The sequence below is a fragment of the Streptomyces sp. P17 genome (assembly GCF_032436805.1).
GTDB lineage: Bacteria > Actinomycetota > Actinomycetes > Streptomycetales > Streptomycetaceae > Streptomyces.
The window spans coordinates 1-240 of sequence record NZ_JAVRBF010001418.1 but is presented as its reverse complement, the minus strand read 5'-3'; the positions used below and the strand labels follow the sequence as shown (position 1 = coordinate 240).

The window sequence follows — 240 nt, the reverse complement described above, 5'->3', positions numbered from 1 at the left end:
GGTTATTCGTCACTTTGCCCGCTAGCGGCAAATGATCGGGTATGGTGCCACGAAAGGCGGCTTTAGCCGAATCCAGCTTTATCTCTGATGTTAATTCAGTCATTGCCAGCTGTTGTGCTAGTTGCTGGATATTTGCGTTATTATCAGCCTCTGTTACCACGGCGGCGGTTGCCGTACGATCAAAGGTGGCACCTATGCAATGCAGGCCTTGCCAACCAGGCGTAAGATAGCCCTTGTGAC

At 51.2% G+C, this 240-nt stretch carries 1 protein-coding gene; it reads right to left on the bottom strand.

The genetic code is table 11. The features are described from left to right. Positions 1 to 240, bottom strand: a 240-nt coding sequence (locus tag RMT89_RS45195) for a hypothetical protein (protein ID WP_315889559.1), incomplete at both ends; no start/stop codon positions are given.